General features: G+C 36.5%; 19 protein-coding genes and 2 riboswitches. Of the genes, 13 read left to right on the forward strand and 6 right to left on the reverse strand.

Annotated elements, in window-relative coordinates:
• Positions 1-101: 101 nt before the first annotated feature.
• Positions 102-212, reverse strand: a riboswitch (TPP riboswitch).
• A gap of 191 nt (positions 213-403) precedes the next feature.
• The 6 genes from ACVBAX_RS04440 to ACVBAX_RS04465 all read left to right on the forward strand — a co-directional run bounded on the left by ACVBAX_RS04440 (position 404) and on the right by ACVBAX_RS04465 (position 8,780).
• Complete coding sequence (locus ACVBAX_RS04440; RefSeq protein WP_430773702.1) at positions 404-1,984, forward strand: peptide chain release factor 3; 1,581 nt, start codon at positions 404-406, stop codon at positions 1,982-1,984.
• 153 nt (positions 1,985-2,137) lie between these two features.
• Positions 2,138-5,209 (forward strand): efflux RND transporter permease subunit, encoded by a 3,072-nt coding sequence (locus ACVBAX_RS04445; RefSeq protein WP_447116056.1) that lies wholly within the window; start codon positions 2,138-2,140, stop codon positions 5,207-5,209.
• Positions 5,210-5,304: 95 nt separating this feature from the next.
• Entirely contained in the window at positions 5,305-5,781 is a 477-nt protein-coding gene (locus ACVBAX_RS04450) for a hypothetical protein (protein ID WP_447116057.1), read from the forward strand.
• Between the two features lie 125 nt (positions 5,782-5,906).
• Positions 5,907-6,944 carry a DUF5667 domain-containing protein gene (locus ACVBAX_RS04455; RefSeq protein ID WP_447116058.1) on the forward strand — a complete coding sequence of 346 codons (1,038 nt, stop codon included), beginning with the start codon at positions 5,907-5,909 and terminating at the stop codon, positions 6,942-6,944.
• Between the two features lie 106 nt (positions 6,945-7,050).
• Positions 7,051-7,809, forward strand: a complete 759-nt coding sequence (sigI, locus tag ACVBAX_RS04460) for an RNA polymerase sigma factor SigI (protein WP_447116059.1) — start codon at positions 7,051-7,053, stop codon at positions 7,807-7,809.
• Complete coding sequence (locus ACVBAX_RS04465) at positions 7,806-8,780, forward strand: anti-sigma factor domain-containing protein (RefSeq protein ID WP_447116060.1); 975 nt, start codon at positions 7,806-7,808, stop codon at positions 8,778-8,780. The genes sigI and ACVBAX_RS04465 overlap by 4 nt, the downstream gene beginning before the upstream one ends.
• A gap of 34 nt (positions 8,781-8,814) precedes the next feature.
• On the opposite strand, the gene ACVBAX_RS04470 is transcribed toward ACVBAX_RS04465, so the two are convergent.
• Positions 8,815-9,012, reverse strand: a complete 198-nt coding sequence (locus tag ACVBAX_RS04470) for a small, acid-soluble spore protein, alpha/beta type (RefSeq protein WP_430773707.1) — start codon at positions 9,010-9,012, stop codon at positions 8,815-8,817.
• A gap of 113 nt (positions 9,013-9,125) precedes the next feature.
• Positions 9,126-9,476 (reverse strand): DUF3905 domain-containing protein, encoded by a 351-nt coding sequence (locus ACVBAX_RS04475; protein WP_430773708.1) that lies wholly within the window; start codon positions 9,474-9,476, stop codon positions 9,126-9,128.
• A 136-nt stretch (positions 9,477-9,612) separates the two neighbouring features.
• On the opposite strand from ACVBAX_RS04475, the gene ACVBAX_RS04480 reads away from it, so the two are divergent.
• Positions 9,613-9,774: a hypothetical protein gene (locus ACVBAX_RS04480; protein ID WP_430773709.1), complete on the forward strand. Its 162-nt coding sequence runs from the start codon at positions 9,613-9,615 to the stop codon at positions 9,772-9,774.
• Positions 9,774-9,914, forward strand: a complete 141-nt coding sequence (locus tag ACVBAX_RS04485) for a hypothetical protein (RefSeq protein ID WP_430773710.1) — start codon at positions 9,774-9,776, stop codon at positions 9,912-9,914. Before ACVBAX_RS04480 ends, ACVBAX_RS04485 begins: the two co-directional genes overlap by 1 nt.
• Before the next feature lie 33 nt (positions 9,915-9,947).
• Here the strand turns inward: ACVBAX_RS04485 and ACVBAX_RS04490 are convergent, their stop codons facing one another.
• Entirely contained in the window at positions 9,948-11,693 is a 1,746-nt protein-coding gene (locus ACVBAX_RS04490; RefSeq protein WP_447116061.1) for a B12-binding domain-containing radical SAM protein, read from the reverse strand.
• A gap of 113 nt (positions 11,694-11,806) precedes the next feature.
• Complete coding sequence (locus tag ACVBAX_RS04495; protein WP_447116062.1) at positions 11,807-12,841, reverse strand: acyltransferase family protein; 1,035 nt, start codon at positions 12,839-12,841, stop codon at positions 11,807-11,809.
• Positions 12,842-13,105: 264 nt separating this feature from the next.
• Here ACVBAX_RS04495 and ACVBAX_RS04500 point away from each other — a divergent pair, with 264 nt between their 5' ends.
• The 5 genes from ACVBAX_RS04500 (at position 13,106) to ACVBAX_RS04520 (ending at position 20,487) form a co-directional block, all read left to right on the forward strand.
• On the forward strand, positions 13,106-14,116 hold the full coding sequence (locus ACVBAX_RS04500; RefSeq protein ID WP_430773713.1) for a 2-oxoacid:acceptor oxidoreductase family protein: 1,011 nt from the start codon (positions 13,106-13,108) through the stop codon (positions 14,114-14,116).
• Positions 14,116-16,410 (forward strand): thiamine pyrophosphate-dependent enzyme, encoded by a 2,295-nt coding sequence (locus ACVBAX_RS04505; RefSeq protein ID WP_447116063.1) that lies wholly within the window; start codon positions 14,116-14,118, stop codon positions 16,408-16,410. Before ACVBAX_RS04500 ends, ACVBAX_RS04505 begins: the two co-directional genes overlap by 1 nt.
• A 336-nt stretch (positions 16,411-16,746) precedes the next feature.
• Positions 16,747-18,390, forward strand: a complete 1,644-nt coding sequence (locus ACVBAX_RS04510) for a methyl-accepting chemotaxis protein (protein WP_447116482.1) — start codon at positions 16,747-16,749, stop codon at positions 18,388-18,390.
• A 139-nt stretch (positions 18,391-18,529) separates the two neighbouring features.
• On the forward strand, positions 18,530-19,975 hold the full coding sequence (locus ACVBAX_RS04515) for a PAS domain-containing sensor histidine kinase (protein ID WP_447116483.1): 1,446 nt from the start codon (positions 18,530-18,532) through the stop codon (positions 19,973-19,975).
• Between the two features lie 14 nt (positions 19,976-19,989).
• A complete protein-coding gene (locus tag ACVBAX_RS04520) occupies positions 19,990-20,487 on the forward strand; it encodes a methylated-DNA--[protein]-cysteine S-methyltransferase (RefSeq protein ID WP_447116064.1) in 498 nt (165 codons plus the stop codon).
• A gap of 25 nt (positions 20,488-20,512) precedes the next feature.
• Here ACVBAX_RS04520 and mtnK read toward each other — a convergent pair whose 3' ends face one another.
• On the reverse strand, positions 20,513-21,700 hold the full coding sequence (gene mtnK, locus ACVBAX_RS04525; RefSeq protein ID WP_447116065.1) for an S-methyl-5-thioribose kinase: 1,188 nt from the start codon (positions 21,698-21,700) through the stop codon (positions 20,513-20,515).
• Between the two features lie 72 nt (positions 21,701-21,772).
• Positions 21,773-21,932: riboswitch (SAM riboswitch) on the reverse strand.
• A gap of 68 nt (positions 21,933-22,000) precedes the next feature.
• The gene (locus ACVBAX_RS04530) at positions 22,001-22,777 is read right to left on the reverse strand and encodes a carbon-nitrogen family hydrolase (protein WP_447116066.1); all 777 of its coding nucleotides are present in this window, start codon (positions 22,775-22,777) and stop codon (positions 22,001-22,003) included.
• Positions 22,778-22,857 lie beyond the last annotated feature (80 nt).

The following is a 22,857-nucleotide window of genomic DNA, read 5'->3' on the forward strand; positions in this document are numbered from 1 at the left end:
TACTTTCTCCTCCAATGGTATAAGTAGGATATGAACTGAACCTTTCGACGCAAAAAAACGCCGCAGTTTTTGAACCGGGCGCATATGTTTAAACAAATTTATTGTTTAAAGAATATGTTTCCTACGCTGGTATCATCCAGATCAGGTTCAAAGGGTCAGCATCAGTTGGATGCACTCTCAACCGGTCTTCACCGGTCCCCCTACAATTCTTACCTATTTAGTTTGATTTCTATCTCATTATAGCAGAAATTATTTTCTTGAAAAGGAAGAACTTTCATGAATAAATCAATATAATGATATGTTTGTGATTGCTTTTGTAAAGAACAGATTGCAAACTTCATACAGTCACGATAAGATTGAAGTTATGGATGAATTTGTGTAAGGAAAGAAAGGAAATTCTATAATGGCAAAAAATTTTAAAGATGATGTACAATCACGTCGCACATTTGCGATCATTTCCCACCCGGATGCTGGGAAAACGACATTAACAGAAAAGTTATTGTTATTTGGTGGAGCCATTCGTGATGCGGGAACAGTTAAAGGAAAGAAAACGGGTAAGTTTGCAACGAGCGATTGGATGGAAATTGAGAAACAACGTGGTATTTCCGTTACGTCGAGTGTGATGCAATTTGATTATAATGACTGTCGAGTGAATATTCTTGATACACCAGGTCACCAAGACTTCAGTGAAGATACGTATCGAACTCTTACAGCTGTTGATAGTGCGGTCATGATTATCGATTCAGCAAAAGGGATAGAGGAGCAGACCTTAAAGCTATTTAAAGTGTGCCGAATGAGAGGTATTCCGATTTTTACCTTTATCAATAAGCTTGATCGTCAGGGGAAATCTCCATTAGAACTTTTAGCTGAGCTTGAAGAGGTTATGGGAATAGAATCATATCCGATGAACTGGCCGATCGGAATGGGGAAAGAATTTCTCGGTATATATGACCGTTTCTACAAGCGAATTGAACAATTCCGTGTGGAAGAGGAAGAACGATTTGTTGGGTTAAATGAAGATGGAGAAATAGAAGGAGATCATAAACTAAAGCAATACTCCTTGTATGACCAAACGTTAGAGGAAATCATGCTATTAAATGAAGCGGGAAATGAATTTTCTCGTGAAAGAATAGCAAATGGGGAACTAACACCTGTATTCTTTGGTAGCGCCCTAGCGAACTTTGGTGTTCAAACTTTTCTAGAAACATATCTTCAATTTGCACCTGCACCTCAAGCACGGGAGTCTACAGAAGGAAAAATTGATCCATTATCAGAGGAATTCTCAGGTTTTGTTTTTAAGATTCAAGCCAATATGAATCCTGCTCATAGGGATAGAATTGCCTTTTTACGTGTATGTTCAGGGAAATTCGAAAGAGGGATGACAGTCAATATCCCACGCTTAGGAAAGTCAATGAAGCTTTCTCAATCAACACAGTTTATGGCTGATGACAGAAATACGGTTGATGAAGCGGTTAGTGGAGATATTATTGGTTTGTACGATCCAGGTACGTATCAAATTGGAGATACTTTGACAGTTGGAAAAAACAACTTTCAATATGAAAAGCTTCCTCAGTTTACTCCTGAACTGTTTGTTCGAGTTTCAGCTAAAAACGTAATGAAGCAAAAGTCTTTTCATAAAGGAATTCAGCAACTTGTCCAAGAAGGTGCCATTCAGCTCTTCCGTACCGTTCGAACAGATGATTATTTGTTAGGGGCCGTTGGTCAACTACAATTTGAGGTGTTCGAGCATCGGATGAGAAACGAGTACAATGCAGAAGTATTAATGGAAAGATTAGGTTCGAAAATCGTCCGTTGGGTTGAAAATGAAGAAATTAATGAGAATCTTTCTAGCAGTCGAAGCCTTTTAGTTAAGGACCGTTACGATAAGAAAGTATTTCTTTTCGAAAACGATTTTGCACTTCGCTGGTTCCAAGAAAAAAATCCAGATATTACACTATATAACCCTATGGATGATTACCAATAAGTACCTAGAAGTCCTCGTGTTTTGAGGGCTTCTTTTTTATAGCATATTTTATACAGCGCTTATTTGCATACGATAATGTGCTTCTTTATAATATGGGGCATGAAGCCTTTAGACGGCTGAATCTGTGAGGGATTTGAGAGGAGTTAGCGTGGAATGAAGATTAGCGAATATGCTATAAATAGACCAGTCTTTACAATTGTCACGATGTTCTTAGTGCTGATTCTTGGAATTGTTTCGCTAGTGAATATCCCATTAAAGTTAATACCAGAGATAAAACCTCCTGTAGGTGTGGTTGTAACGAATTATCCAGGTGCAAGTCCTGAGGAGATTGTAGAAAAAATAACAAAACCATTGGAGAGTAACTTAGCCACTCTCCCCGGTATAAAAACGCTCACTTCAACCTCACAGGAAGACGCAAACTTTATCCTTCTTCAATTTGCTTGGACGACACATATTGATGAAATTCAGGATGAAATTATTCAACGCATTGATTTAACAACACTTCCAGACGATGCAGAAAAGCCTAGGTTCTTAAAATTTGACCCTTCGCAGTTTCCAGTAATTCAACTATCGTTAAGTGCGGATGAAGATGAGGAGATGTTGAGACACTTAGCCCAGGAATTAGAACTGGAGTTAACAAAAGTGGATGGAGTTGCGAGCGTAAATTTATCTGGAACATCCGAAAAGGAAGTAAAGGTTGAACTTGATCAGGAAAAATTAAAGGCATACTCATTAAGTCAAAGCGATATAGTCGATTTGATTCAGGCCAATAATATTTCGATGCCGGGTAACCCTATTTTAACTGAAGGTAAGCAATTAACAACTAGAATTATATCCACCCTTGATTCCATAGATACATTAAAAAATTTAACAGTCTCAATGAATCCTTTAACGGGTGATGAGATCCGGTTACGTGATGTAAGTAATGTAAAACTAGAAAACCGGGATGATCGTACCATTACCCGCACTAATGAAAATCCTTCTGTGCTTCTTAGTGTTCTTCAGCAATCTGATGCGAATACCGCAGAAGTATCTAAAGCATTTGTTCAAGAATTAAAGAACCTGTTGAATAAGGAAAAATATCAAGATATTCAGTCAGATATTATATTTGATCAAGGGGAATACATAAAACAAGCCATTGGAAACATAACAACTTCCTTACTCCTTGGTGGCCTATTTGCAATGGTAGTTCTTTTTTTCTTTTTAAAAAATGTAAAAAGTCCACTGATTATTGGCGTTTCAATTCCGTATTCGGTTATTTTCACCTTTGTATTAATGTATTTTTCAGATTATACGCTTAATATTATGACTCTTGGAGGACTAGCATTAGGGATTGGAATGTTGGTAGATAACTCCATCGTGGTCATTGAAAATATTAATCGTCACTTGGCAATGGGCAAGAACGCAAAGGAAGCGGCTCGTGTTGGCTCACAAGAGGTAGGTGGAGCCATCACTGCTTCGACTCTTACAACAGTTGCTGTCTTTCTACCAGTTGTTTTTATTACAGGAATTATTGGAGAGCTTTTTAAAGAATTTGCTGTGACCATTTCGTTTAGCTTAATAGCCTCGTTGTTAGTATCGTTAACTGTAGTTCCTATGCTAGCTAGTAAGTTACTAAAGGTTTCTATACATAATGCTGAGAAGGAAAGACAAAGTTCCTATGTTCTTCTTCGGCTTGAAAGGGGAGTAAGATGGTGTTTAAACAATCGAATATTTGTTTTAATCATTTCGACTTTGCTATTAGTTGGAGGAGGGTATAGTTTAACAACTGTTGGTATGCAGTTTTTGCCGAAGACGGATGAGGGGTTTTTTACCATACGTGTCAAGTTAGGTAATGGAATGGCGTTGTCAGAAACAGAAAAAGTACTAACTTCCATTGAAAAAGAGCTTAAAAAGGAATCGGATGTTGAGACATATGTAAGTCTAATTGGAACAACACAGGAGGGATCCTTCAGAGGATCAAGAAACGCGAATGAAGCAGAGATGTACGTAAAAATGAAACCGCTTAAAGAACGTTCTCGCTCCATCTTTCAATTTGCGGATGATATAAAGGAATCAATCGAAGAGGCAGCAAAGTCCACTAATAAAAGCGCTGAACTATCATTTAATATGCAGTCAACGGCTGGGTCGAACCCCAATACCCTTACATTTAGCGTCCTGGATACGAAAGAGGAGAGGCTAGAAGAATCGGTTGGTAAAATCTATACAAGGTTGAACAAACTGAATGAAGTAAATGAGGTTACAACAGACTTAATGGAAAAATTGGAAGAAATTCAGATCACTGTGAATCGAAAGGAAGCATTAAAGCAAGGCTTAACACCAGCTGCTGTTGCGATGATTGTAAATAACGTGACTCGTGGGAGTGTTGCTACTCAGATAGTAGATGACGACTCAGAAATCTATCGAATAATTGTTGAATATGATAAAAGCGTAAGCCAAAGTATGAAAAACATAAAAGGACTGCTAATTAAAAATCCTGCTGGAAACTATATTGAGTTAGGAGATGTTACCAATATTAACCGTGGAAATGGGCCTGTTAAAATAGAAAGAATTAACCAACAGGCTGCTGTTCAATTCACAGTAAAGTATAAAGATACGACAAATCTCGGTTTTATTTCAAGAAAAGTGGATCGAGAGATAGCAAACCTGAAACTAGCAGATGAATCAGAAGTTGTTTTTAGTGGGGATCGTGAATTACTTGATAGTGCGTTAGATCAATTGATATTAGCGTTAGTTTTGGCAATTACGTTTGTATATCTCGTTATGGCAGCGCAATTTGAGTCCTTGAAATATCCGCTTGTAATTATGTTTACGGTTCCTTTAATGGTTATAGGAGTTGCCCTAGCTCTGTCCATTACAAAAACGCCAATTAGTTTGACCGTTATCATCGGAGTGATTGTTCTAGCAGGTATCGTCGTTAATAATGCAATTGTAATAATAGACTATATCAATCAAAAGAAAAATCATGGAATGGAAACAACAGAAGCAATTGTCATATCTGTAAAAGAACGATTTCGTCCAATTCTTATGACCGCTCTGACAACCATTTTGGGACTTATTCCGCTCGCGCTTGGTATAGGTGATGGTACAGAAATAAATCAGCCTATGGGAATTACGGTGATTGGTGGATTAATCAGCTCGACCTTCTTAACGTTATTTGTTATCCCAGTAGTTTATTGCTTGTTTGATAGTGGAAGGACGAAGAGTAATGGAAATATTGCCTAATGTCGAAAAATGTAGGAAAAGTCTTGCAAGTTCAAGTGATAATTCTTCTATATTTCGTACAACCTATAAGTAATGAAAAGTAGCTGGTGATTAGGATGAAAAAACAAGGGAAGTTAGAAGCTGTATTGTGGAGTATTGCGTTGCCTGGATTTAGTCAGCTTCTTAGGGGAAGCTACATAAAAGGGGTACTTTTTGTACTATTAGAGTTTGTTGTTAATGTAATGAGTAATTTTAATGAGGCCATAATGTTGAGTTTCTTATGGGAGATTGATCAAGCATTTGCAGTACTTGATTATCAATGGCTGATGTTTTACCCTTGTCTTTATATGTTCGCTATGTGGGATGCATATCGATCTGCAATGCCAGAAACGGAGGAATATTCTTATCTTCCTTTTGCCTTCGGAGCATATTTTGTTACGGTCGGATTGATGTTATCAAAAAAAGTAAAGCTTTTTGGTATTTTATTTGGACCAATCTTTCTTCCTATGATTTTTTTGGTGCCTGGTTTGCTTATAGGTTTCATAATCAGATACATAATTTTAAGAGCAAAGGTACCAAAAGTGAAGTTCTAACTTTTTGTTAGAACTTTTTTTGTTTTTTCTACTTTTACACCCCCAAAGCATTCACTTATTGCTCGTAGGTATTTAGTGACTAGAAGATAGCGGCCGCTTCTTACAACACAACTGAGGTGAATGAAATGAACAAACATACAATCTTTGATATAAACAAAATTATAAAAGGAACCTTTGCCATTGTTTTAGCAGGTTCACTTTCATTGACAACATCCAAAGCATTTGCAGATGAAAATGAGAATACAGAATCTCAAGTGGTCGATCAAACAGTTACAATTGAAGAAACAAATACAAACGAGGAAGTTATTTCTTTAGATGACGCACTCGTTGATGAAAATACAAACGAAGAAGAAGTGCCAGTGCTATTACCAGGAGATTTCTTCTATTTTGCAAAAACAGCGTTAGAAAAAATTCAGTTAATCTTAACTTTTGATGATGTAGAGGAAGCAAAATTACTAGCTGAATTTGCAACAGAAAGATTAGCAGAAGCAGAAGCGTTATTCTCAGAAGGTCAAGAGGAAGAGGCTTTGGCTGTAATGGAGAAAGCTTTAGAAAACCTATCTGTTGCGGAAGAGACAGTTAGTGAGAATACAGATGCAACTGAGGTAACAGAAGATGAGGTTGATCCTACAGAAGCGACAGAAGATGTGGATGCAACGATTGAAATAATTGAGAATGATGTAGTAATTGAAGAAACGGACGAAATTGAAAAGCAAATTTCTCAAAATATTATCGCTCTAACAGCGGCTATGGAAAAAGTGAAAAATCCAGTAGCTAAAGCTTCTCTAAAAAAGAATATTGAAAAAAGTTATGAGAAATTAGCTAAAAAAATGGCTAAACTTGAAGAAAAAGCTTCTGAAGAAGAAAGTGAAGAAGTGACTCCAGTTGAGACTGAAGATGGTGAAACAACAACTGAAGAAACAGATTTAACAGTTGTAGACGAACCAACTACCGAGGAAGTTGTTGAAGAAAATAATGAGCTAGTAACGACTCCTGCTCCAGCTGCAAAGGTAACAAACCAAGTAAAGATTGATCAAGCTCAAAAGAAAGCTGAGAAGCAAGTGGTAAAGCAGGAGAAAAAAGCTGAAAAGCAACAAGGAAATAAGTCGAATAATCAGGAAAAATCAAATGCGAGTGAACAAAAAGGAAACGGCAAGAACTAATATTTTTTCATAAAAAGAGGCCATTATTTAAATGGCTCTCTTTTTTCCAAAAGCTTACCCTTAAAAATCCCAGCAAAGTATCGTATGATATATGGTGATAAGTGAGGTGAAGCTGTTGTTAGGTTTATTATTTTTACCAAAAAAGAAAAAACGTACATTAGAAGAGACTGTTTTTGCCATTCAAAATGGAAATCAAGGACTTCAAAATGAACTTATTCATCAATATAAACCCTTTATTGCCAAGACGGTATCTTCCGTTTGTAAAAGATATATAAGTGAAACAGACGATGAATTTAGCATTGGTTTAATTGCATTTAATGAAGCAATACAAAAGTATAGTTCAGATAAAGGCAGCTCCCTGCTTAGTTTTGCAGAAGTTATCATAAAAAGACGAGTGATTGATTATATCCGGCAGCAAATTAAGCATCAAAATCTTTCAATGGATGCAAATGGTTTTGAAGAAAATGAGGATGAGGTTTCCCAGTCTAGTCTTGAAGCAAATATGTCACTTGAGGAATATCATAAGCAAACAGACGAAGAGTTAAGAAGACAAGAAATTATCCATTTTTCAAAGCTACTAACAGAGTTTGATCTATCTTTTAAAGATTTAGTAGAGAATTCTCCTAAGCATGCAGATGCAAGAAAAAATGCGATGCTTGTCGCAAAAGAAATTGTTTCTAACGAAGAAATCAAGCAAATTTTAGTAGAAAAAAAGAGACTCCCAATCAAACAAATTGAAGATTCTGTAAGTGTTAGCAGGAAGACGATTGAACGGAATCGAAAATATATTATTGCTATATCTATTATCTTAATGAATGACTATTTATATTTAAAGGATTATGTCAAAGGGGTGTTGGAAACGTGAAACAAGGAATCATAATGGAAGTTAATGATCGTTTTTTAACATTATTAACCCCCGAAGGTGAATTTTTAAAGGCACGTAACCAAAGTAGGAATTATCAAATAGGACAAGAAATTTCCTTTGTACCGGTAGAGAAAAAAAGCTCTTCCAACGGATGGAGCAAAGTTTTTCATAAAAGAACAGCAGGCATACTTGTCGCGGCATCTCTCCTACTTTTATTTACCTTTATTCCATCAAAAGTGGATAACGAAGTGTATGCGTACATGTCGATTGATGGAGAATCAAGCATCGAACTTGCTGTAAATAAAGATCTAGAAGTAATAGACGTGATAGCTTATAACGAGAGCGGTAAAGAAGTTATTGCTGACATTGATTGGGAAAACCAACAAGTTGATACAGTATCATCTGCAATCTTAACTAGCATTGAAAACCAGGTAGTAAATTCAGATACGCAGGAAATCGTTGTTGGGACGGCCTTGGCTGGTACTCAAGTCAACAAAACAGAGGAAAAACTTCATCAAGTGATTGATTCCTTAAAGAAAGAAACCGAAGTGGAAATTGCCGATGTTCAAGCAACTCCTGAAGAAAGAAAAGAGGCAAAAGAACAAGGTGTTTCTGTTGGTAAATACAAAGCTCAGCAAGCAAAAGAGAAAGCAAAGGAAAAGAAAGAAGATAAAATAAAACAGGAAGAGTCATCAATAGAAACACCAGCTCCTAGCGTGACAAACCCAAATAATAATTCAACAGATACTCCTGTAAGGAATCATAATGGAAATGCCAATCCAAATGTGAAAAAAGAAGAAGAATTAAAAAAACAAAATTCAGGGAATGCCAACTCAAAAAATAACAATCCTGGGCAACAAAAAAAAGTAGAAAATCAAACAGCTCAACAAAATAGTAACTCAGCAAAAAAACAAGAAGTAAAGAATAATAAACAAGTTCACGGTAATAAAGAAGAAAAGCCCCGCAAATAATGCGGAGGCTTTTTTGCCATTAATATGAAATTTTTTATAAATTACGACCTGACATTTGTGCCTGTGCTTGTTTTACAAGTCGCTTTGTAATTTCTCCACCAACTGACCCGTTACCTCTTGATACTGTATCTCCACTTAACGTAACGCCGAATTCTTGAGCGATTTCGTATTTAACTTGATCTAAAAATTGCTCCACTCCTGGAACCAAAAGCTTATTACTATTTCTTGCCATAATCTCAGCTCCTTTTTTAGTAAATACAGAGAAATGATCTCTGTATGAGTAGTATGCAAGCATTGACTTCATTACATAAGTGGTAAGTTTTCGTATTTAAGGGAAAAATGGTATTAATCTTTTCCGTGGCTAACATCTTTTGTTGGGTGCATAAAAGGGTATCCCTTTGGTTTTTTCTTACTTTCTACAAGGTCTCTATTTTCACTTGTATTCCAACCAATATCATTTGTCGGATGTACCCATTCTTCTCCAGACATAATGGCTGGATCCGTATCCTCACTCCATTGTTCTAATGGCGAATTAGGTGAAGCATATTGGCTATCTCCGATAATAACCCCTTGAGAGTTAATAAATGGTGGTTGAATGGTTATGCCTGTTCCCTTGAAGTCAGGAGAATTTATTTGATGTGGTAATGTCCCGTCAATTGAATAATTTTCTTCCAACTTTTTTCTCTTTTTACTCATAGCATTCATTCCTTTTTACTTTTATAGTTTGTTTTCATTGGTTTTTTATTAGTAGAAAATGAAGACAAAAAAAGGAAGACTGAAACATGAAAGAAGAGTGAAACATATATGTAATTCCATTAAGGAGGAATGAAAAATGGCAAAAAGAAAAGCAGAACGAGATGCTGCCGTAAAATATAGCAAAACACCTAAGAAAAATGTAAATGAATCTGAATTCTCAGCAGAATTCACTTCTGAAGAGAACACGATGAAGGGATTTAATCGAAACTCAAAACAAGGAAGAAAAGGTAGATCCTAATGAAAAATAAAAAACAAACACCAAATGTTGAATTTGGAAGTGAGTTTGGTGATATTAATGCAGCAAAACATTATGAAGTCCCACTTATGAATAGTGATAAAAAGCAAGGCAGTAAGAAAAAGAAAAATAAGAAAAACTAAGGAGGTGCTAAAAGCCCTCCTTAGTTTTTCTTATCATTTTTTTGTTCCGAATAGTAGTGATTGTTGCTTAGTGGGTTCAAAGTATGCTAACAGACTAGTGTTACCTCGTAAAAATACTCCTGTTTGCATATATTCTTGATAGTCAAAAGAAAGGTCTTCTACAATGGAATGCTTGTAAAGCTCCTTCTCTTTAATCCCTAAAGCAGCAAAATTATCTCCTAATAGGCGAGGCTCCTCAAGAAACATGTGGTATAGCGCGGATCTCTCATCCTTCTCAAGCCGATCTTCCCACCAGGATTTTCGTGGTTTAAATTTTGCATTTTCCAAATAATCTATTTTCATTAAGCTTAAGATGATATCTTGGTCAGGAAGATTTATGGATTTGATAAAGTCAAACAAGCGCTTAAATAAATCTTCAAGCTGGTGACCTATTCTAGACCACCCTCTATCTTCCCAATAAGATCCAAATTGTTGGAAAAATTCAAAGGGAGAAGAGAAGGAGTTCGTAACTAAATATTCAATCGTATGATCCATACGATGATCATTCCAATACTTCTCAAGTACGTCTTCAACTTGCTTAATTTTAATAATATCATCAAAGGATAACACATTATTACCTAATATTTCATAAGGTGACTGGTCCATATAAATATATTGATGATCTGCCGCTCTTAAACGCAAGCCAGTACCTCTTAGCATTTTTAAGAATCCTAATTGTAGTTCCTCAGGTCTCATTTCAAATACATCATTAAAGGTCTTTTTGAATGTATCATAATCTTCTTCAGGGAGCCCCGCAATTAAGTCAAGATGCTGATCAATCTTCTTGCCTTCTTTAACCATCGTTACGGTACGAGTAAGCTTCTCAAAGTTTTGTTTTCTCATCACAAGCTCATTTGTATAATCATTTGTAGATTGAACACCAATTTCAAAGCGGAATAAGCCTGGAGGTGCTTCTTGGTTTAGAAATTCGATAACTTCAGGTCGCATGATATCAGCAGTAATTTCGAATTGAAAAACTGTGCCGGGTAAATGTTCGTCTATAAGAAAACGGAACATTTCTAGAGCATAACTACGGCTAATGTTAAAGGTACGGTCAACAAACTTAATCGTTTTTGCACCATTTTTCATTAAATAACGTATATCTTCTTTGATTTTTTCCCGATCAAAATAACGTACACCTACTTCTATTGAAGAAAGGCAAAATTGGCAACTGAAAGGACATCCTCGGCTAGTTTCAATATATGACACTCGTTTTCCTAGGTGTTCAATATCCTCTTTAAAACGGTATGGAGAAGGAAGTTCACGTAAATCGAGCTTATGACGCTGTGGATTTAGTTTGATTTCTCCTCCTTCTGTACGATAGGAAATCCCAGCCACTTGATGATAATCTTTCTCAGAGTCTAGCTGCTGAAGAAGATTTTTAAACGTTTGTTCGCCTTCGCCAATCACAATAAAATCAAATTGTGGTACTTTTTCCATCCATTCCATCACATCATAAGTTACTTCGGGACCACCTACAACAATTTGAATCAATGGATTGATTTTCTTGATCATACTAATAACTTTTATTGTTTCTTCAATATTCCATATATAACAGCTAAATCCAATCACATCTGGCTTTTTTTGGATAAGGTCAGATACTATATTCATGGTTGGATCCTTAATCGTATATTCAGAAAGATCAACTTGAAATTCAGGCTCAGCATAAGCTTTTAGATAGCGTATGGCGATATTGGTATGAATAAATTTTGCGTTAAGTGTTGCTGCAATAACTTTCATCGTTTGCTCCTTTGTCTTTCTTTATGCAATCATTCTATTTTATCATATTTTCTCCAAATATAGAGAAGGGAAAACATAACATACATACACATACAAAAAAGGAAGCCGAAGTCTTAATGACTGAGCTTCCTTTTTTCTATATATTGCTGAAATCTTATAAAGGATTTCTTCATGCGTGACATCTTTAGTTCGATTAAAGGCTGTGCAAAGGTCGTAAAAAGCTTGCTTGAGAGCAACACTGTAATAACAAAAGAAATTAATAGAAGTAGAAAGAAGGTTTCCATATTATAGAAATATTCTTGTACTTCGCTATGTCGAAACGGCTGAACAATAAATCCATGAAGCAAATAGACATAAAGGGTATTCTTTCCAAAGGGAGTAAAGAATAATTGCCTTCTAGGAATGAGTGAGAAAAAGGCTAGAACCAGTAAAGAACTAAGCAAAAGAAGCCCAAACCTCATGATAGGTGCAGTATAGATCTCTGCGCCTAATGCCTCGTAGGGTTTTGATCCAAATAGCCATTGATAGTTCATATCAGGTGCTACATAAAAACCTGTGAAGACGATAGCAAATAGAATAAATGATGCTGCTCGGAACGGTGCACTTGTAAGTATTTTAAAATGGTCCTTTTTTAAATAAAACCCAAGTAAGAAGAGTGGAAAAAATACAAATGTCCTTGAGAGACTTAAATAATTCGTCATCCAATCTAGATATCCAACTAGTAAACTGAGTATAACAGCCATTGTAAGAGCGATTTTTCTATCCACTTTAGTAAAAATAAACAAAAATAGATTCCAAAAGAAAAGACTAATTAAGAACCAAAGTGACCAATGGGGATCAAAGGGGTCCACAACAAAAGTCTCTTTTGAATCTAAGAAGAAATAGAAAACCGAATAGATTAGTTGGAAAATTAAATAAGGAATAATTAGTTTAAAGGAAATTTTCCGCAAATAGCCTTCCTTCTGAAATCCTTTAGCAAAGTAGCCTGAGATAAGAATGAAAGCTGGCATATGAAAGGTGTATATCGTTTTGTATATAGTATAGACCGTATGGTGGTCTTGAATGAACGATTGGATTAAGTGACCAAACACAACAAAAAAGATTAAAATAAATTTTGCATTATCAAAGTAGTAGTCTCGTTTTTTCATCTTATCCTCCTTCCGAAAGTCTACTATTTCTTACCCTCTTTTTCTAGTCATAAAACCTGACACTTTTTGCCAACCTGCTTCCACTTCTGTAATAGTACATTGTTTTTTCTGTTATATAACGGTTTTCTCTTAATTATAGAGGAAATATCATAAAAAAATGTAGCTGTTTCATAAAAATATAGCAATTGTTTGATATTTATCACAGCGTAAAATGGCCCATTGCCTTAAAATTTAAACAATTACATTTCGTTTTGGGGGGAGCTTATGTCAATTTTACCTGTTAAAAATGAGTTAGGTTTTTTTGAAATCCGATTGGAATCTATCGGAGGATTAGGTGCGAACTTAGCCGGAAAAATGTTAGCTGAATCTGGGGTGCTTGGGCACGGATTGAATGGTTCAAACTTTTCTTCTTATGGATCAGAAAAGAAAGGATCACCAGTAAAAAGCTTTATCCGGTTTTGCGATGCTGAAGTCGCCATTAGAGACCATAGTCCAATAGAGCAGCCTCATGTAATTGGGGTTTTTCATGAGGCTTTATATAAAACGGTTGATGTGGTAAGTGGTTTAACTGGTGACGGTATTGTATTGGTTAATTCAACAAGAGGTTTTGATGACGTAAAAAAAGACTTGAAACTAAACTATGGTACATTGGCCATCGTTGATGCACTTGGCATTGCCGTAGAAGAAAAGACAAAAGTAAATACTGCTATGCTAGGTGCCTTATTCCGCATATGTAGTTTTTTAAATCCTGATTCCATGAGGGATGTGATTCGAAAAACGTTTGAAAAGAAATATCCACACTTAGTTGAACCGAATATTCGTACATTTGATCGTGGATACAATGATGTGCAATTCAAAACTTACGAGGTACCAGAACACGCAGAAGGAAGATCCTTTACTAGACCTGTACCCCAGCTTGGATATAACACACAGGCTATTGGGGGAGTAATGATTTCTCAAGCGAATAGTATTTTGAAGGATTTAAGTGGCTCTAGACAAGGGTTTGTTCCAGAATTCCACCAAGAAAAATGTATCAATTGCGCTGCTTGCGATACAGTTTGTCCTGACTACTGCTTCGTTTGGGAAGAAGGAGAAGATAAACGAGGCCGAAAACAGACCTTCCTTAAGGGGATTGACTATCAATATTGTAAAGGTTGCTTGAAGTGTGTGGAGGCTTGTCCGACAGAAGCATTAAATGACCTTCGAGAAATGATTGGTTATGCAAAAGAACATTCAGTAAAACAATATTTTCCATTTGTAGGGGGTGTAAGGTAATGGCAACTTTAGAAAAAGAATTACAAGCAATGGGTTTGCCTGAACAATTAGCTACATTTGAATCTGGGAATGAAATGGCCGCAATGGCAGCAGCTCAAATCAACTATCATTTAATGGGATACTTTCCGATTACCCCATCAACAGAGGTGGCACAGTATTTAGATCAGATGAAAGCTCGTGGAGAGCATAATATTAAATTGATTGCAGCGGATGGAGAGCATGGTTCTGCGGGTATTTGTTACGGAGCAGCTGTGACAGGTGCACGTGTGTTTAATGCTACAAGCGCAAATGGATTAATGTATATGCTTGAACAGCTCCCGGTACAATCTGGCACCAGATTCCCGATGGTTATGAATCTGGTTACTAGATCTATTAGTGGACCGTTAGATATAAGAGGAGATCACTCTGATTTATATTTTGCGTTAAATACGGGTTGGGTGATATTAACGGCAAGAACGCCTCAGGCAGTATACGATATGAACATAATGGCTCTAAAAATAGCTGAGCATTCCAAGGTTAGATTACCGGTGATTGTCGCTTATGATGGCTTCTTTACTTCTCATCAAAAGCGTAAGGTAAACTATTTTAAAGATCGAAAAGTAGTACAAGATTTTGTAGGAGAATGCCCAACTGAGTATCATTTTGCTCGAGATCCGAAAAAACCAGTCACGATCGGAGCTCATATGAATGGTGATGATCTATTAAACAATCATTTCCAGCAATCCGAAGCAATGTATGCGGCAGGCGATGTTTTTAAAGAGGTAGCAGAGCAGTACAAAAAAATTTCAGGTAGGGAATATCCCGTTCTTGACCTGTACGGAATGGAGGATGCAGAAGTTGCTTTATTCTTATTAAATTCTGCGGCAGAATCTGCAAAGGATGTCGTAGACCAGCTCCGCGCTAAAGGAATAAAAGCTGGAGTAATCAGTCCGAATATTATTCGGCCATTTCCATCTGAACAGATTCGTGTGGCACTGAAAAATATAAAAGCACTCCTTATTGGGGAACGAGCAGATTCATATGGTGCAAACGGACCAAACCTTACTCATGAGGTGAAATCTGCTTTACAGGAGGATAAAGAAAATCAAACCCTTGTATTAAGTCGTGTGTTCGGACTTGGAGGCAAGGATTTTTACGCGGATGATGCGGCGGAGTTCTTTAAACTTGCACTTGATGCAAAGGAAAAAGGCTATGTTGAAAAGGCGTTTGATTATTATGGCCATGTACCTGGTGAAGTTGAACATGTGCTGAAACCAGTTATTGAACCTCAGTATGGTGATGCATTTAAAACGGGATTAATTGAAGTGAAACAAGATGAAGAAACGAAAAAGCTTAAGGTGAAAATTCCGCCTTTACGTGCTTTGACCACAAAGCCAAAGAGACTAGCATCAGGACATGGTGCGTGTCCTGGTTGTGGCATCTTCCCAGGACTCGAGCTATTCTTTAAAGGGATAGAAGGAGATGTGGTGGTTTTATTCCAAACAGGCTGTGCATATGTTGTCACAACTGCATATCCACATTCATCACATAAGCAAACCATGATTCATAATTTATTCCAAAATGGCCCTGCAACTCTATCAGGTACACTTGAAGCATTTTTAGAGTTAAAGGAAAGAGGAGAAGTACCGGTTTCAGATGATGTCACATATGTGATGATTACTGGTGATGGTGGGATGGACATTGGTATGGGTTCTGCAATTGGAACGGCCCTAAGAAATCATAAACTAATTATGCTTGAGTATGATAATGAAGGGTATATGAATACTGGGTCACAAATGTCATATTCTACTCCAATGGGTCATATGACGAGCACAACCAATGTAGGGAAAGCACAGCAAGGAAAGGCATTCCATCATAAAGATACAGCACAAATAATGGCTTCTACAAATATTCCGTATGTGTTTACTGGTACGGAAGCATTTCCACAAGACTTGATTAAAAAAGCGGCAAAAGCTCAGTGGTATGCCCAAAACGTGGGAACGGTTTATGGAAAGATCTTAATTACTTGCCCATTAAACTGGAAGTCTGAGGAAAGATTTGGTCAAACTATTATGGAAGCAGCTGTAAATTCATGTTTCTTTCCTCTATATGAAGTGGAACAAGGGGAAACGACCATTACGTACAATCCGGAAGATAAGAAAAAGCGTATCCCTTTGTCAGATTGGTTAGCCTACATGGGTAAAACCAAACACTTACTGAAAGAAGAAAACAAACCAATGCTTGATGATTTTGGTAAGGAAATTGAAGCGAGATGGCAACGTCTGAAGGCAAAGCACGAAAACCCATTATTATAATAGGGAGGAGCAAAGTTAACTACTTTGCTCCTTTTACTTTTAGGTTCGAAATATTTTTACAATTTGTATTTCAAATTCAAAATTTCTTTATTATAATGAGTAAAAGTAACTATATATAGGAAAATAGACTTGTAAGATTGTCTAACAAGAACAGGACAAACGGGGGAGTAAAACATGTTTAGGGTAAAAAATCGACTCTTAAGTTTATTAAAGCGAAAAAGGACATCAAGTAATAATAGGAATAGATATAGTTTTCAATTTCCTTCAAGATTTCCTCTTAAAAGTAGGTGGGATTCATTAAGACTAGGGCAAAAATACGGAGCAGCTCTTGTGTTAATGCTTATTTTGTTTACTGCCTCAACAACCATATCATTTACCCTTTTAACATTAGCAAACAAACAAATGGAGAATGTAAAGGCATCTGGCGAAAAGGCAGTCATGATCTCTGAAGCTAGTGCTATTTTTCATCAAAAGAACAGCATGATTGGTACTTACATAGTTGATACAAAAACTAGACATGTTGATCAGTTTAACGAGATATCAAAGGAATTTGATCATCTAAAAAAAGAAATTCAACCAGCTTTACAATCAGAAAAAACCCAAACAATCTTCTCAGAAATTGATAAAAATGATCAGAAAATCACCGATCTTTTTACCGATGTAATTGTTACCGAACTGAAAGCAGGGAACGAGTATAAGTACCGTCTTGGTAAGTTGCAGGTAGATAATATTGTTTATGAGACAGTCGTAAGACTTAATGATCTTTCGGAAGAATTAAAAAAGGAATCCTCCAATTCAGTTTCAACTGCAAAAGCTAGTTTAACCACTGTGTTGGTGGTGCTAGTTATTTCTATTATCGTATCTGCTGCAATAGGTGTTATTACTATTCTTCTTGTATCAAGAGCAATCTCAAGTAGATTAAATTCAATAGTGGAAGTTGCAAATGAAATTTCAAATGGAAATCTAGATGTTGAATTGATTCAGACAAGTGACAAAGATGAAATTACAGATTTAAGTAAAGCGATAGACACGATGAAAAACCAGCTACAATCCATGATTCAAGAGATTAGTGCTGTTTCTTCGGCGGTAAATGACAGGAGTGGTGAATTAACACTTGCTTCTTTGGAAGTAAAGGCAGCTAGCCAGCAGGTGGCCTCTACTATGGAGGAATTATCTGCAGGAGCCGAAGAGCAAGCACACTCTTCTTCAACGCTGGCAGAAATGATGGATGTTTACTTAACAAAGGTAGATCAGGCAACCAATAGTGGGACAGTGATAAAAGATTCCTCTAATCATGTACTAAGCTTGACCAATCAAGGTCATGATTTAATGCAGAAATCTCAGGCACAGATGAAGACGATTAATGAGATTATGAAATCTTCTGTGGAAAAGGTTCAAGGATTAAATGAGAGAACAAAGAAGATTAACTCGCTTGTGAAAGTAATACAAGATATTGCATCGCAAACCAATCTACTAGCATTAAATGCAGCCATTGAGGCGGCGAGGGCAGGCGAACATGGAAGAGGGTTTGCAGTTGTTGCAGATGAGGTTCGTAAATTAGCAGAACAAGTAACTTTTTCAGTAGGAGATATTACTAATATCGCGAATGGCATTCAAGTGGAATCAAATGACGTGGTGAACTCCTTAAAGGACGGGTATGATCAAGTGGAGAGAGGTACACAGCAAATTAATGTTACTGGTGAGACGTTTAATCGAATTTATCATTCGGTGAATGAGATGTCCACACATGTTAAAGAGATATCTACGAGCTTGGATGAAATTTCCTCACAAACGATATATATGAATAAGTCTATTGAATCAATAGTGTCTGTTTCACAAGAATCGGCAGCAGGAATTGAAGAAACAAGCGCCTCCGTACTTCAAACGAACGAGTCTATGGAAGGGATATCAGACAATATCCAATCATTATCTGAACTTGCAGACCAGTTAAATGCGATGGTTTCTAATTTTAAGATATAGAACTGTGAAAAAATGAAAAAGAACGCATTCATCAGAAAGCGTTCTTTTTTCCTATAGAGGAGTTTTAGGAATAGTGTAGAATTCATAATTAAGAAGTCCTTTTTAAGGGAGAGATACCGTGAATACGTTCCTTTCAAGTATAGGTATGGAGAATATGCGAATCAATCAAATGAATAAAAATAATATAGAGATCCCAATTGAGGATCTATTTAAATCATTTTTTATAGAATCTCTTGATGCGATTATATTTTGGAATGAAAATATGAGTATCATTGACGCAAACGATGCAGCTTGTCGCTTATTTGAATGTAGCCTTGATATATTAAAGCAATATCCAATTGATGCTTTTGTGTACGAAAAAGATGAAAAATATCATACCATCATACAGGACTTAAACAGAAGGGGTTCCATTCGAGACGAATTACTATTTCAAATGTACAATGGTCAAATGAAATATCTGGAGTTTTCAACCAAGCTTTTTGTCGTTGATGGATATCATATGACCATTTTTAGAAATGTGACTGAACGATATCAAATGGAAAAAAAGTTAAGAGAGAGTGAGCAAAAATTCCGGAAAATTTTTGAAGGTTCTCTTGACGGAATGTTATTATGGGATGAAAATCAAAGAATTATTGATGTGAATCCTGCCGGTGAAAAATACTTGAAAGCAAATAAATATGTTGTTGTCGGAAAAACAATGCGTGATTTACTGATCAATTGTCATTTTCCGGATGAAGAGTTAAATGAAGTTATGAAAAATCTCATGCTTGAAGGTCATGCAACAGGTACGTTAACATTAACGACAAGAAGTGGGAAGACTTTGCATTATGAGTATTCTACGAAGCAAAATGTAGTAAGTAACCTAAGTTTAACAACCTTCAGGGATGTTACGGAAAAGCTTGAAATGGAGGCGAATCTTCATAAATCTGATACCCTTAGTGTAATCGGTCAGTTGGCAGCTGGAGTTGCCCATGAAATTCGTAATCCAATGACTGCGTTGAAAGGTTTTATTCAGCTTTTAGAGGACTCTAGTGAAGGAAAGCATTCCATGTACTTTGATGTGATCTCAACCGAACTGAATCGCATTGATGCGATTATAAATGAATTTTTAATATTAGCAAAACCACAAGCGATCAAATTTGTGGATCATAGTATTACTCAGATTATGTCAGAAACGGTCAATCTATTAAGTGCACAAGCTGTTTTGTACAATGTTCAGTTCCTTCTTCATTACGATGATGATTTACCAACATTAATCTGTGAACCTAATCAGCTGAAAAAGGTCTTTATTAACATGATTAAAAATGGCATAGAAGTTATGCCGAGCGGCGGATATATTACGATTTCAATGAATCAAACAACTGATGATCGGATACATATTTCCATAAAGGATGAAGGCTATGGAATACCGGAGGAAAAACTGAAAAAGCTTGGTCAGCCGTTCTATACGACCAAAGAGAGGGGAACAGGCCTAGGTCTTATGGTTTCTTATCGGATTATAGAAGAGCACGAGGGGACGATTAAAGTTGAAAGTGAAGTTGGAAAAGGGACGGTATTTCATGTATATTTACCAGTCGGAAAATAAAGGTGGAATCATTTATGAGTAGATTGTATGGAACGGTTGAATCGGAGTTAGGCACCATTTATATAGTAATAGAAAATGAACTAGTATCGGCCGTTCATATTGGAGAAGAGGATTTTCTGAAGCACGAAAATGGTCATCAGTTGATCCTTTCACTTGAAAATGAACTGGTACAAGAAGCGGTGCAGCAAATGGAGGACTACTTTTCAAAGAGAAGAAAGGGCTTTGATTTACCACTTCAGATGGAAGGAACTGAGTTTCAATGCTCTGTTTGGAAGGTCCTACACTCGATTCCATTTGGAACAACATACAGCTATCAGGAAGTAGCAGAAAAGATAGGGAATAGTAAAGCCGTTCGTGCGATCGGACAGGCGAATAAAGCGAACCGTCTACCTATTATTATTCCATGTCATAGAGTTATTGGGAAAAATAAAAAGCTAACTGGCTATGCAGGAACACGTACAGATATAAAGGAGAAGCTCCTTACACTAGAAGGAGCTGGCTTTAAACAATAGTAAGAATACGAGTAGAGAATTCCTTCTACTCGTATTTTTTTGTGTGTAAAAATGTAACTAACTCTTCAATGGATGTGAATTCATTACGCTTAAGAATTAATGTTCTACCTAACGCTAAAGATTTTTCTTTCGCTGCAATTCGTTCCTTTTCATCCGAAAGACCATCCAAGTCCGCAACATGGGCAAGACCGATTGTTCTTCTTATAAGTTCACACCCAGCAAATCCAACCGCATCCTGAAAGTATTTTTGTAGAGTAGAAGAAAGGAAACCGTCAATACGGGCAAATGGTTCTAAATTGTCTTGTTCCCATAGGACTGAAAATTGATTTTCATACACATTCCAGAACGTTCTTACATGTGAGTATACCGCATGTGATTTTTCTTCGAAGGCAATAGCTTGGAACAATAAATTTGCAATTACTTGACCAATATCAAAACCTACAGGACCAAAGTATGCAAATTCTGGGTCAATTACTTTTGTTTCTTCCTTCGACACAAATAAGCTGCCTGTATGAAGATCACCATGTAAAAGTGCTTCAGCTTCGGTTAAAAAGCTTTTTCTCAGTAACGCTACTTGAAGTTTTAAATCTGTATCCTTCCATAGTTTTTCAACTGTTGAAGTAAGCTGTGGTTCAAAATCATTTGTCTCTGCATCAAAGTAAGGATCTGAGAAAATGAGGTCCTCAGTAATTTTACATAATTCTGGGTTAATAAATTTTCTAACAAGCTCTTTCTTTTGACCCTTATCCAAACCAAACTCCGATGTGAAAAAAGTTGTATTGGCTAAGTATGTTCCAAGATGACTTGCAAGCAGGGGATACTCGTTTCCATCAATTAACCCTTTTCTAGCGATAGTTAAATGAGATAAATCTTCCATAATCGTTATTGCTAACACTTCGTTCGTATAATACACTTCAGGAACAAATTCAGGAGCGTGCTTTTTAAATAGTTTTAATGCTTCTGCTTCTATCGTTGCTCGTTTTAAAGTGAGGGGCCATGATTCTCCTACTACTTTTGCATATGGAAGAGCTTGTTTTATAATGATGCCTTTTTGATCTTGATCTTTAATATGAAAAACTAAATTTAAATTTCCATCTCCTATTTCTGTACACGATAGAGTACTATTTTCGGAGAATAAATTTCTCTCTTTTGCTAGTGAGATGGCTGTTTCTTCTGTTAATGGTTGATAAGTTTCTTGTACTACTGTTGACATAATGATTATCCTCCTATTGCATAAAAAAACCTCTTTCTGCTAGAAAGAGGTTTGAGGCTGTAGTCAACAAACCTCTTATCTACCAGAAAGGAAATTTCTTTCTGTTGGAATTAGCACCGTGCCTTACGGATATTATCCGGCGCTAAACTGATAGCGCCCCATTTCACAATGGAATTACGGTCGGTTGCTGGGCTTCATCGGGCCAAATCCCTCTGCCTACTCTTGATAAGAGATGTAATTTTCAGTTAATATTTACTGATGAGAATCATATCAGCATAGTGTTAAAGTTGTCAATAGTTTTTAATATAAGTCTGTCCGGCGGTCTGAAAATATCGGAATCATGTTACGGACTTTCTTCACTTCTGCTAAATCAATTAGTCCAGTAACAATGGATTCATATTCGTCTCCCTCTGCAATTACTTCCCCCCAAGGATTAATAATCAAAGAATGACCAGCAAACACATTGTCTGGATCTGAGCCAGAACGATTACATGCTATGACAAAACATTGATTTTCAATCGCTCTAGCAATTAATAAAGATCTCCAATGGTTCAAACGAGGGAGAGGCCACTCAGCAACCACCACGATGGTCTCCGCTCCTTCTGTCGTATGAGCCCGAATCCATTCAGGAAAGCGAATATCATAGCATATCAATCCTGCAAATATGTGATTGTCGAGCGCAAATATGCCTTTTGTACTTCCAGATTGAAGATGTTCATGCTCGTTCATTAGTTTAAAAAGATGCGCTTTGCTGTATGTGGAAACAAGTTCACCTTCGTTATTTATGACAAGCAATTTGTTATACACACCGTTGTTTTCTTGAGAAGCAACAGAGCCACCAACAATATGCACACGATGTTGTTTAGCTAATTTTTGCAAAAATTCAATGCTCTTTTTTGCTTCCACATCTGCAAGAACATCGAGTCGGGTTAAGTCATAGCCTGTCGTCCACAGTTCTGGAAGGATGACTAAGTCAGGTTTTTCAGCCATGGCTGACTCTATTAATCTTTCCGCTTTTTGAAAGTTTTCTTCTACATTTCCAAAGCTTATGTCCATCTGAATACAAGAAACTCTCATAAGAAACCACCTTTTCTAAAAAAAATTAGTAAAAATACTTTACAAGTTGTCATTTACGATATACATTTGTGACTAGTTTT

The organism is Robertmurraya sp. GLU-23 (assembly GCF_052983275.1).

What these genes read in the sequence shown, in the direction of transcription:
- ACVBAX_RS04440 (WP_430773702.1), top strand. Translation starts at nt 404, where the DNA reads ATGGCAAAAAATTTTAAAGATGATGTACAATCACGTCGCACATTTGCG.
- ACVBAX_RS04445 (WP_447116056.1), top strand. Translation starts at nt 2,138, where the DNA reads ATGAAGATTAGCGAATATGCTATAAATAGACCAGTCTTTACAATTGTC.
- ACVBAX_RS04450 (WP_447116057.1), top strand. Translation starts at nt 5,305, where the DNA reads ATGAAAAAACAAGGGAAGTTAGAAGCTGTATTGTGGAGTATTGCGTTG.
- ACVBAX_RS04455 (WP_447116058.1), top strand. Translation starts at nt 5,907, where the DNA reads ATGAACAAACATACAATCTTTGATATAAACAAAATTATAAAAGGAACC.
- ACVBAX_RS04470 (WP_430773707.1), bottom strand. Translation starts at nt 9,012, where the DNA reads ATGGCAAGAAATAGTAATAAGCTTTTGGTTCCAGGAGTGGAGCAATTT.
- ACVBAX_RS04475 (WP_430773708.1), bottom strand. Translation starts at nt 9,476, where the DNA reads ATGAGTAAAAAGAGAAAAAAGTTGGAAGAAAATTATTCAATTGACGGG.
- ACVBAX_RS04480 (WP_430773709.1), top strand. Translation starts at nt 9,613, where the DNA reads ATGGCAAAAAGAAAAGCAGAACGAGATGCTGCCGTAAAATATAGCAAA.
- ACVBAX_RS04485 (WP_430773710.1), top strand. Translation starts at nt 9,774, where the DNA reads ATGAAAAATAAAAAACAAACACCAAATGTTGAATTTGGAAGTGAGTTT.
- ACVBAX_RS04490 (WP_447116061.1), bottom strand. Translation starts at nt 11,693, where the DNA reads ATGAAAGTTATTGCAGCAACACTTAACGCAAAATTTATTCATACCAAT.
- ACVBAX_RS04495 (WP_447116062.1), bottom strand. Translation starts at nt 12,841, where the DNA reads ATGAAAAAACGAGACTACTACTTTGATAATGCAAAATTTATTTTAATC.
- ACVBAX_RS04500 (WP_430773713.1), top strand. Translation starts at nt 13,106, where the DNA reads ATGTCAATTTTACCTGTTAAAAATGAGTTAGGTTTTTTTGAAATCCGA.
- ACVBAX_RS04505 (WP_447116063.1), top strand. Translation starts at nt 14,116, where the DNA reads ATGGCAACTTTAGAAAAAGAATTACAAGCAATGGGTTTGCCTGAACAA.
- ACVBAX_RS04510 (WP_447116482.1), top strand. Translation starts at nt 16,747, where the DNA reads ATGCTTATTTTGTTTACTGCCTCAACAACCATATCATTTACCCTTTTA.
- ACVBAX_RS04520 (WP_447116064.1), top strand. Translation starts at nt 19,990, where the DNA reads ATGAGTAGATTGTATGGAACGGTTGAATCGGAGTTAGGCACCATTTAT.
- mtnK (WP_447116065.1), bottom strand. Translation starts at nt 21,700, where the DNA reads ATGTCAACAGTAGTACAAGAAACTTATCAACCATTAACAGAAGAAACA.
- ACVBAX_RS04530 (WP_447116066.1), bottom strand. Translation starts at nt 22,777, where the DNA reads ATGAGAGTTTCTTGTATTCAGATGGACATAAGCTTTGGAAATGTAGAA.